The sequence below is a fragment of the Streptomyces sp. NBRC 109706 genome, assembly GCF_000974485.1.
Classification (GTDB): Bacteria; Actinomycetota; Actinomycetes; order Streptomycetales; family Streptomycetaceae; genus Streptomyces.
In genome coordinates this window covers 1-11,266 of record NZ_BBOM01000020.1, presented here as the reverse complement: position 1 = coordinate 11,266, position 11,266 = coordinate 1, and the positions used below count along the sequence as shown (strand labels likewise).

General features: G+C 67.4%; 1 protein-coding gene. It reads right to left on the bottom strand.

What is annotated here, in order from left to right:
- Positions 1 to 11,266 (bottom strand): type I polyketide synthase (locus tag AOM46_RS31255; RefSeq protein ID WP_158920845.1); only part of this gene is annotated, 11,266 nt, incomplete at both ends.

Below are 11,266 nucleotides of genomic sequence, written 5' to 3'. Positions count from 1 at the left end.
TCGGATAGTCAAACACCAACGTCGCCGGCAACCGCAACCCCACCAACTCACCCAACCGATTACGCAACTCCAACGCCAACAACGAATCAAACCCCAAATCCTTAAACGCCCGCTCCCCACCAATCACCTCACCCGACACATGCCCCAACACACCAGCCACCGCACCACGCACCACCTCCAACACCACACCCAACCGCTCACCCTCCCCCACACCAACCAACCGACCAACCAACCCAGAACCACCCACAGAACCCCCACCCACCACACGCCGCGACCCCACCGACACCAACCCACGCAACACCGAAGACAACCCACCACCACGCGCCACACCCCGCACCACACCCCAATCAAAACGCACCCCAACCACCAACCCACCCAACCCCACACCCACATCAAACGCAGCCAACCCCTCACCCACCGACAACCCCACCACCACACCACCAGCAACACCCACACCACGACCCAACACACCACCCGTCAACCCCGACTCCACACCCCACAAACCCCACGCCAACGAAACACCCGACAACCCCAACCCACGCCGATACGCAACCAACCCATCAACAAACGCATTCCCCGCCGCATAGTTCGCCTGACCCGCATTACCAAGAATCCCGGCGGCAGAGGAATAGACGGCGAACAGCGTCAGATCGGCATCCCGGGTGAGTTCATGCAGATTCAACGCGGCATCGACCTTGGGCCGCATGACCGTACGGAGACGGTCCTCGTCGAGTGAGGTGACGAGCCCGTCGTCGAGTACGCCGGCCGCGTGCACCACACCGCGCAACGGGAACTCCGCCGGCACCAACGACAACGCCCGCGCCAGATCCTCCCGATCCGCCGCATCACACGCCACCACCTCAACCAACGCCCCCGCACCCCGCAACTCCTCAACCAACTCAACCGCACCCTCAGCCGCCAACCCACGACGACTCGTCAACACCAAAGAACGCACCCCATAACGCGACACCAAATGCCGCGCCAACAACCCACCCAACGTCCCCGTACCACCCGTAACCAACACCGTCCCCAACCCATCAACACCAACCAACCCATCACCCTCATCCACACCGGACACCCCCGCCCGCACCAGACGCGGCACCACCAACCCACCACCACGCACCGCCACCTGCGGCTCATCCAACGCCAACACCGAACCCAACACCGAACCCACACCCTCAGCCTCAACACCCGGATCAAGATCCACCAACACCAACCGACCAGGATTCTCCGACTGCGCCGACCGCACCAAACCCCACACCCCAGCAGACACCAGATCCGTCACAGCCCCATCCACACCAACCCCCACCGCACCCCGCGTCACCACAACCAACCGACCATCCGCAAACCGCTCATCGGCGAGCCACCGCTGCACGGTGTCGAGCACCCGCGCGGAGGTCGTGTGCACCAGGCCGGCCAGGTCGCCGTCCACCGGGTCGTTCGCACCGTCGCCGCCGACGGGCAGCAGCACCACCGGCGGCGCCTCACCATCCAACAGCTGGTCGAAGTCCGGGACGCGGCGCACCCCGAGACCGAACCGGTCCTCGCCCTCGTCCCCGCCGATGGCCACCCATGTCTCCGGCGCCGGAACCACCTGGTCGGTCTCGGCGGAGACCAGACCCGAGGCGGTCCAGTCCAGGCGGAAGACGACGTTCCCGACGTCGGTGCCACCGGCCGCAGCCGCCGTCAACTGCTCGGCGGAGACGGGACGTACGGACAGCGATGCCACATTGGCCACCGGCTGACCGGTGGTGTCCGCAAGCTGCAGGGACAGCGCGTCCTCACCCAACGGCAGCAGCCGGACCCGCACCGAGGCCGCGCCCGCACCGAGCAGGGACACCCCGGACCAGGCGAACGGCAGCCGCACCTCGTCACCGGTCCCGGCGGTAAGGCCGTTCGCGTGCAGGGCCGCGTCCAGGAGCGCGGGATGGATGCCGAACGAGGCGGCCGAAGCGTGCTCGTCCTCCGGCAACGTGACCTCGGCGAAGATCTCCTCACCACGCCGCCAGGCCGCCCGCAGCCCCTGGAACACCGGCCCATACCCATAGCCCGCCGAGGCGACCTCGGCATAGAAGTCCGAGACATCGACCGGCTCGGCACCAACCGGCGGCCAAACCGCCAAGTCCACCAAGTCCGCAGCCGCGTCAGCCTGCTCGGAAACCAGCACGCCCTCCGCATGGCACGTCCAGGCGTCGCGCGCGTCGGCGTCCTCGCCTCGGGAGTAGACGCGGACGTCCCGACGTCCCGCGCCATCCGGCGCGGCGACCGCGACCTGCACCTGGACCGCGCCGCGCGCCGGAAGCACCAGGGGCGCCTGCAGGGTGAGGTCGGCCAGCTGCGGGCATTCGACCTCGTCGCCCGCGCGGATGGCCAGTTCGACAAAGCCGGTGCCGGGGAAGAGCACCGTGCCACCGACCGCGTGGTCGGCCAGCCACGGGTGGGTGCTGAGGGAGATGCGGCCCGTCAGCATCACGCCGCCATCCGCCGCGAGCGTGACCGAGGCGCCCAGCAACGGGTGGCCGGCGGCGGTGAGACCCACACCGCTGACGTCCGCCCGTCCCATCTCCTCGACCAGCCAGAATCGCTCCCGTTGGAAGGCGTAGGTCGGCAGATCGAACCGCTGCACCGCGCGGCCGGCATAGAACGCGGTCCAGTCGACCGAGGTCCCGTTGACCCACAACTCGCCGGCCGAGGCGATCAGTCGAGCCGCCTCATCCTCATTGCGACGCAGCGTGCCCACGACCACACCGGCGGCATCGGCCGTCTCCAGGATCTCCTGCACCGGCACCGTGAGCACCGGATGCGGGGAGACCTCGACGATCCGACGGAAGCCCTGCCCGACCGCGTGGTTCATCGCATCCGCGAAGCGGACCGGCTGGCGAAGGTTGCGATACCAATACGCCGCATCCATCCCCGCCGTGTCCAACGGCTCCCCGGTCACCGCCGAAATCAACGGGACATCCGACGAACGCGGGCTGATCGGAGCAAGATCTGCCAGAATCCGATCCTCGATCGCCGCCACATGAGCGGAATGCGACGCATAGTCCACCGGAACCCGACGCGCCCGCACCCCCGCCGCCTCAGCAGCCACCATCAACCTCTCAAGCCCGGCCACCTCACCCGCCACCACCGTCGCCGAAGGCCCATTGAACGCCGCAACCGACACACCCTCGATGGACCCCAGCAGCTCGGCAACCCGCTCCGGCCCAGCCGCGACCGACACCATCCCACCCGACCCGGCAAGATCACGGATCGCCGCCGAACGCAACGCCACCACCCGCGCACCATCCTCCAACGACAACCCACCCGCCACCACAGCAGCCGCAATCTCACCCTGCGAATGCCCCACCACAACAGACGGAGCAACCCCGATCGACTCCCACACCGCCGCCAGCGACACCATCACCGCCCACAACACCGGCTGCACCACATCAACCCGCTCCAACCAACCCTCGTCCTCCCCCTCCAACACCCCGACCAACGACCACTCCACAAACGACCCCAACGCCACCTCACACTCACCCAACCGCGCCGCAAACACCGGCGACGACACCAACAACCCACGCCCCATACCAACCCACTGCGCACCCTGACCCGGGAACACAAACACCGACCCCGAACCAGCATCCGCACCCACCACACCCCGCACCGGCTCAACCCCAGCACCCCACCGCACCGCACGGTGCTCCAACACCGCCCGGGTGGAGAGCAACGCCCAACCCACATCCGCCGGATCAGCGTCGTCCGCCACTCCCGCCAACCGCTCCAACTGCCCCGTCAACGCCTCCGCACCACCAGCAGAGACAACCCACGGCAGCGTCGACCCCTCCCACACCGGCCCACGATCCCCCGCCACCACCACCGCACCAGGCACCTCATCCACCGGCGCCTGCTCGACAATCACATGCGCGTTCGTCCCACTGATCCCGAACGAAGACACACCCGCCCGACGCGGACGCCCCAGATCAGACCAGTCCTGAGGCTCCGACAACACCGACACCGCACCCGACGACCAGTCCACATGCTCCGAGGGCTCGTCGATGTGCAGGCTGCGCGGCAACACCCCCGCCCGCAACGCCATCACCATCTTGATCACACCGGCGACGCCCGAAGCCGCCTGGGTGTGGCCGATGTTGGACTTCAACGACCCCAACCACAACGGCCGTTCATCCGAGCGACCCTGCCCATATGTCGCCAACAGCGCCTCGGCCTCGATCGGGTCGCCGAGCGGGGTGCCGGTGCCATGCGCCTCCACCGCATCCACATCCGCCGTCGTCAACCCGGCATTCGCCAACGCCGCGCGGATGACCCGCTGTTGGGAAGGTCCATTGGGCGCGGTCAAACCATTCGACGCACCATCCTGGTTGATCGCCGACCCCCGCACCACCGCCAACACCTGGTGGCCCTTACGCCGAGCATCCGACAGCCGCTCGACGACCAGAACACCAACGCCCTCCGCCCAACCGGTGCCGTCGGCGGCCGAGGCAAACGGCTTGCACCGACCGTTCGGCGCCAACCCACGCTGCCGCGAAAACTCAACGAAGATGCCGGGCTTCGGCATGATCGTCACACCGCCGGCGAGGGCCATCTCGCACTCGCCATTGCGCAGCGACTGCACCGCGAGGTGCAGCGCGACCAGCGACGACGAGCAGGCCGTGTCGACCGTCAGGGCGGGGCCCTCAAGCCCCAGGGTGTAGGCGACGCGGCCGGAGATCACGCTGGTCGTGGTGCCCGTGAGGGAGAAGCCCTCCGCCACGTCCGGGGTGTGCTGAAGGTCCACGAGATAGCTCGGGTAGCCGGCCCCCACAAAGACACCGCTGGCCGTGCCCTTCAGTGAGGTGGGCGGCAGTCCGGCGCGCTCCAGGGCCTCCCACGAAGCCTCAAGGAGCAGCCGCTGCTGCGGGTCCATGGCCAACGCCTCACGGGGGCTGATCCCGAACAACTGGGGGTCGAACTCGCCCGCGTCGTAAAGGAATCCGCCCTCACGAGCGTAGGAGGTTCCGGAACGGGCGGGGTCCGGGTCATAGAGGCCGTCGAGGTCCCAGCCCCGGTCGGTCGGGAACGGCCCAATCGCATCCGTGCCCTCCTCGACCAGCCGCCACAGCTCCTCCGGCGAGGACACCCCACCCGGGAACCGGCACGCCATCCCGACAATCGCGATCGGCTCATCCGCCGCCACAACCGCGCGCGACACGGCGCCCGATGATGCGTCGATGTCGTCCGCGCCCTGCCACACCTGGCCCAGCACAAACGCACCCAACGCGGCAGGCGTCGGATAGTCGAACACCACACCCGCCGGCAACCGCACACCCGTCGCCGAGATCAACCGGTTACGCAACTCCACACCGGTCAACGAGTCAAAGCCCAGTTCCTTGAAGGAACGTTCGGCCGCGACGGCCTGCGCCGAGCCGTGCCCCAGCACGGACGCCACATGACCGCGCACCAGGTCCACCACATGACGTTCCCGTTCGGTGTCCGTGCCCAGTCCCGCGAGGGTGCTGGCGAGCGCACCGCCGGCGGCCGCGCCCGAAACTGCTCCCACGGACCGCCGGCCGGAGACCCGCACCAGGCCGCGCAGCAGCGGCGGGACGCCGGTGCCACGTTCCGCCCGGCCCCGCAGCCCGGCGACATCCAGCCGCGCCGCGACCAGCAAGCCCTCGTCCACCCCGGTGGCCACATCGAAGAGCTTCAGCCCCTCGGTGGCCGAGAGGGCGACGACTCCGGAACGTCCAAGACGGGCGACATCGGCCTCGTCCAGCTCGCCGCCCATGCCACCGACGCCACCCCACAGGCCCCAGGCGAGGGAGGTGGCGGGCAGGCCGTTGGCCCGGCGATGAGCGGCCAACGCATCCAAGTAGGTATTAGCCGCCGCATAGTTGGCCTGCCCCGGATTACCGAACACACCAGCCGCCGAGGAATACAACACAAACATCGCCAACCCGGCATCACGAGTCAGCTCATGCAAATTCCACGCAGCCTCCACCTTCGGCCGCATCACCCGCAGCACCTGATCAACCGACAACGACCCAATCAGACCGTCATCCACCACACCCGCCGCATGCACCACACCCGTCAACGGATGCCCCGCCGGAATCGCCGAAAGCACCGTCGACAACTGATCCCGATCAGCCGCATCACACGCGGCGATCTCCACCTGCGCACCCAACCCCGCCAGCTCAGCCGCCAACTCGACAGCACCCGGCGCCTCCAACCCGGCCCGACTCGTCAACACAAGAGACCTAACACCACGCACGACCACCAAATGCCGAGCCAACAACGAACCAAGCGTCCCGGTACCACCGGTGATCAACACCGTGCCATTCGGATCCAAGCCAGCCGGCACCGTCAACACAATCTTCCCAATGTGCCTGGCCTGACTCATAAACCGGAAAGCATCCCGCGCCCGCCGCACATCCCACGACCGCACCGGCAACGGACGCAACACACCCCGCTCAAACAAACCCAACAACTCAGCCAACATCTCACCAATACGATCAGGACCCGCATCCTGCATATCAAACGCCGCATACCACACCCCAGCATGCTCCCGAGCAACCCGCTCCGGATCACGAATATCCGTCTTCCCCATCTCCAAGAACCGCCCACCACGCGGCAACAACTCAAGAGACGCATCGACGAACTCCCGCGCCAGGGAGTCAAGAACAACATCCACGCCCGCACCATCGGTCGCCGCCAGGAACACATCCCGGAAGTCCAGATCACGCGACGAAGCAATCCGCTCCTGAGGCACACCCAATGCGCGAACGGCCGACTGCTTGGCATCGCTGGCCGTGGCATAAACCGTCGCCCCGAAATGCTCCGCCAACTGCACAGCAGCCATACCCACACCACCAGCGGCGGCATGAATCAGCACCGACTCACCAGAACGCAAGCCCGCCAAATCCACCAACCCGTAATACGCGGTCAAGAACACCACCGGAACCGAAGCCGCCTCCTCAAACGACCACCCCTCCGGCATCCGCGCCACCAACCGACCATCCACCCTCGCCAACGGCCCAAACCCACGCTGAATCAAACCAAACACCCGATCCCCCACCCCCACATGCTCAACCCCCGCACCCACCTCAACCACCACACCAGCAGCCTCGCCACCCAACACCGCCTCACCCGGATACATCCCCAACCCCATCAACACATCCCGGAAATTCAACCCACCAGCCCGCACCGCAACCCGCACCTCACCCACACCCAACACACCCAACGCACCCGGCTCCCCCACCAACGCCAACGACTCCAACGTCCCCCCACCAACCGACTGCACCGACCACGCCAACTCACCCACCGGCGGCACCAACCCACCACCCACACCCGACACCCGCACCAAACGAGGCACCAACACCACACCACCCCGCACCACCACCTGCCCCTCAACCCCAGCGAGGACCGAGGAAGCGGCCACCGCTATGGCCTCGTCCGAGACGGGAGCCGCCGGGTCGAGGTCGGCCAGGAGCAGACGGTCGGGCTGCTCGGCCTGGACCGAGCGCACCAGCCCCCACACCGGGGCATGGGCCAGATCGGTGACATCCTCACCGACCCCCGCAGCCACCGCGCCACGCGTCACCACAACCAGACGCGAAGCCGCCAACCGCTCATCGGCCAGGAACTCCTGCACCAGTTCCAGGAGCGCGCCCGCCACCTCCACCGCGTCAGCGCCCTCGTCCGTCAACAGGGGCAGCAGCAGAGTCGAAGGCGCCGTGTCGTCGCCCAGTTCGTTCAGCAGCTCCGCCACCCCGGCGAAGTCGCCCTGCGGCCCCAGCACGGTCCACTCCGGGCGCTGCGCCTCCGGCGCGTCAACCGACTGAGCGGCTGCCGGGGTCCACTCGACGCGGAAGAGGGCATCCAGCTCGGACGTGCCAGCGACGGCGGCCGTCAGCTGGTCGGCCGACACCGGCCGCAGCGCCAACGACTCCACCCGGGCCACCAACCGGCCCGAGCCATCCGCCACCACCAACGAGAACGCATCCGCACCGGCCGGCACCAACCGCACCCGCACCGACACCGCACCCGACGCCACCAACGAGACACCCGACCACGCGAACGGCAACCGAAGGCCCTGTTCGCCGTCCGTCAGCAGGGCGTGCAGGGATGCGTCGAGCAGTGCGGGGTGCAGACCGTAGCGAGCGGCGGCGGAATGCTCCTCGTCCGGCAACGACACCTCGGCGAAGATCTCCTCACCACGCCGCCACGCCGCCCGCAACCCCTGGAACACCGGCCCATACCCATAGCCGGCAGCCGCAGCCTCCGCATAGAAGTCCGAGACATCGACCCGCTCGGCACCGACGGGCGGCCAAGTCTCCAGCTCCGTGGCGACGTTGGTCTCCGAAACCTGCGGAGCCTCGGCGACGAGGAGACCGTCGGCGTGGCAGACCCATGCCTCGTCGGTCTGGACACTCTCGGGACGGGAGTAGATCCGCACCTCGCGCTGCCCGGCGTCGTCAGGACCGCCGACGACCACCTGCACCTGAACGCCACCACGCTCGGGCAGCACCAACGGCGCCTGGAGCGTCAACTCCCGCACCTGCCCGCAGCCCACCTCGTCGCCGGCACGCACGGCCAGCTCGACAAAGCCGGTGCCCGGGAAGAGCACCGTGCCGCCGACCGCGTGATCGCCAAGCCAGGACTGACCACGCAACGACAACCGACCGGTCAGCACCAGGCCGCTCTCACCGGCCAGATTGACGGCGGCACCGAGCAACGGGTGCTCCGCCGCACCCAGCCCGAGGCCGGTCGGGTCACCGCTGGTGTCGCCCTCCAGCCAGTACCGCTGGCGCTGGAAGGCGTAGGTCGGCAGGTCCACCTGCCGCACGGCCCGCCCGGCGAACGCCGCCCGCCAGTCGACGGAGGCGCCGCGCGCCCACACCCGGGAGAGCGCGGCGGTGAACATCGCCACCTCGTCATGCTCCCGACGGGTGGTGGCAACGAACGCGGCCATCGTGTCGTCCTCGGCCAGGCACTCCGCACCCATCGCGGTCAACGTGGCGTCCGGACCCAGTTCGAGGAACGTCGCCACCCCGGCCGCACGCAGCGTGGTGATCCCATCGGCGAACCGCACCGTGGCCCGCACATGCGCCACCCAATACTCGGCGGTGGCGATCTCCACCCCGGCCGCCGCACCCGTCACATTGGAGATGACCGGCAGAGCGGGGGCGCGGTAGGTGACGGACTGGGCAACCTCCTCGAACTCGCCCAGCATCGGCTCCATCAACCGCGAGTGGAACGCATGCGAGACCGTCAACCGCCGGGTCTTCACGCCCGCTTCGGCGAACTCGGCGCGCAACGCCTCAACCTCGGCCTCAGCACCGGCGACAACCACGGACTGGGGACCGTTGACGGCCGCGATATCCAGATCCGTGCGCTCGCGAACCGTCTCCTCCGACGCCTGAACCGAGAGCATCTCGCCACCCGACGGCAACGCCTGCATCAACGACCCACGCGCCGCCACCAAACGACAGGCATCAGCGAGATCAAAGACCCCCGCGACATGAGCCGCCGCGATCTCACCGATCGAATGCCCGGCCACAAAGTCGGGCCGCACCCCAAACGACTCCACCAACCGCCACAGCGCCACCTCAACAGCGAACAACCCCGCCTGAGTGAACACGGTCCGATCCAGATCGGCGCTGGTCTCGTCCGCAAGCACCTCGCCCAACGGACGCGGCAACAACCCATCGAACCCCGCGCACACCTCGGCCAACGCCTCCGCGAACACCGGGAAGGCAGCCGCCAGTTCGGCACCCATCCGCGCCCGCTGCGCACCCTGACCCGTGAACAACACCGCCAGTTGACCGCCGCCAACCCCGTCCTCGACGGTCAACGACCCCAGCCCGGCGATGAGTTCATCGACGGACCGACCCCACACCACGGACCGCGTCGACAGCTCGGCGCGCCCGCTGACCAGCGACCAACCCACATCCGCGGGGTCCAGTTCGTCGACGGCCTCCGCGAGCCGGGCCGCCTGGGCGGTCAGGGCTTCGGTGTTGCGGGCGGAGAGAGGCCAGGGAAGAAGGGGAAGACGGTCGCCGGAAAGAACGATCTCACTCGGCTCGGCGTCCTCCGGAGCCTGCTCGACGATCACATGCGCATTCGTTCCCGAGGCGCCAAAGGACGAGATACCCGCACGACGCGGACGCCCGGTCTCCGGCCACAACTGCTCATCCACCAACAACTCAACAGCCCCAGCATCCCAATCCACATGCTCCGAGGGCTCATCAATATGCAAACTCCGCGGCAACACCCCCTCCCGCAACGCCATCACCATCTTGATCACACCCGCCACACCAGCAGCCGCCTGCGCATGACCAATATTCGACTTCACCGACCCCAACCACAACGGCCGATCATCCGCCCGCCCCTGCCCATACGTCGCAAGAAGCGCCTGCGCCTCAATCGGATCACCCAACCTCGTACCCGTCCCATGCGCCTCCACCACATCCACATCACCCGTCGACAACCCACCACTCCGCAACGCCTGCCGAATAACCCGCTGCTGAGACGGACCATTAGGCGCCGTCAACCCATTCGACGCACCATCCTGATTCACCGCCGAACCCCGCACCACCGCCAACACCCGATGCCCATTACGCCGAGCATCAGACAACCGCTCCAACACCAACACACCCACACCCTCAGACCACCCCGTACCATCCGCCGCCGAAGCAAACGACTTACACCGACCATCCGCCGCCAACCCACGCTGCCGACTAAAATCAATAAACGTCACCGGCGTCGACATCACCGTTACACCACCAGCCAACGCCATCTCACACTCACCATTACGCAACGCCTGCGCCGCCAAATGCAAAGCCACCAAAGACGAAGAACACGCCGTATCCACCGTCACCGCAGGACCCTCAAAACCAAACGTATAAGCCAACCGCCCAGACACCACACTCCCCGAAGTCCCCGTCCCCACATACCCCTCAACATCCTCAGGCACCCGACTCAAACGACTCGCATAATCGTGATACATCGACCCCGTAAACACACCCGTCCGCGAACCACGCACCCCATCCACCGAAATACCCGCCCGCTCAAACGCCTCCCACGACGCCTCCAACAACAACCGCTGCTGCGGATCCATCGCCACCGCCTCACGCGGCGAAACCCCAAACAACTCCGCATCAAAATCCGCCACATCATACAAAAACCCACCCTCACGCGCATAACTCTTCCCCCGCGCACCCGGATCCGGATCATAAAGCGACTCATCCCAACCACGATCCACCGGAAAACCACCCACCGCATC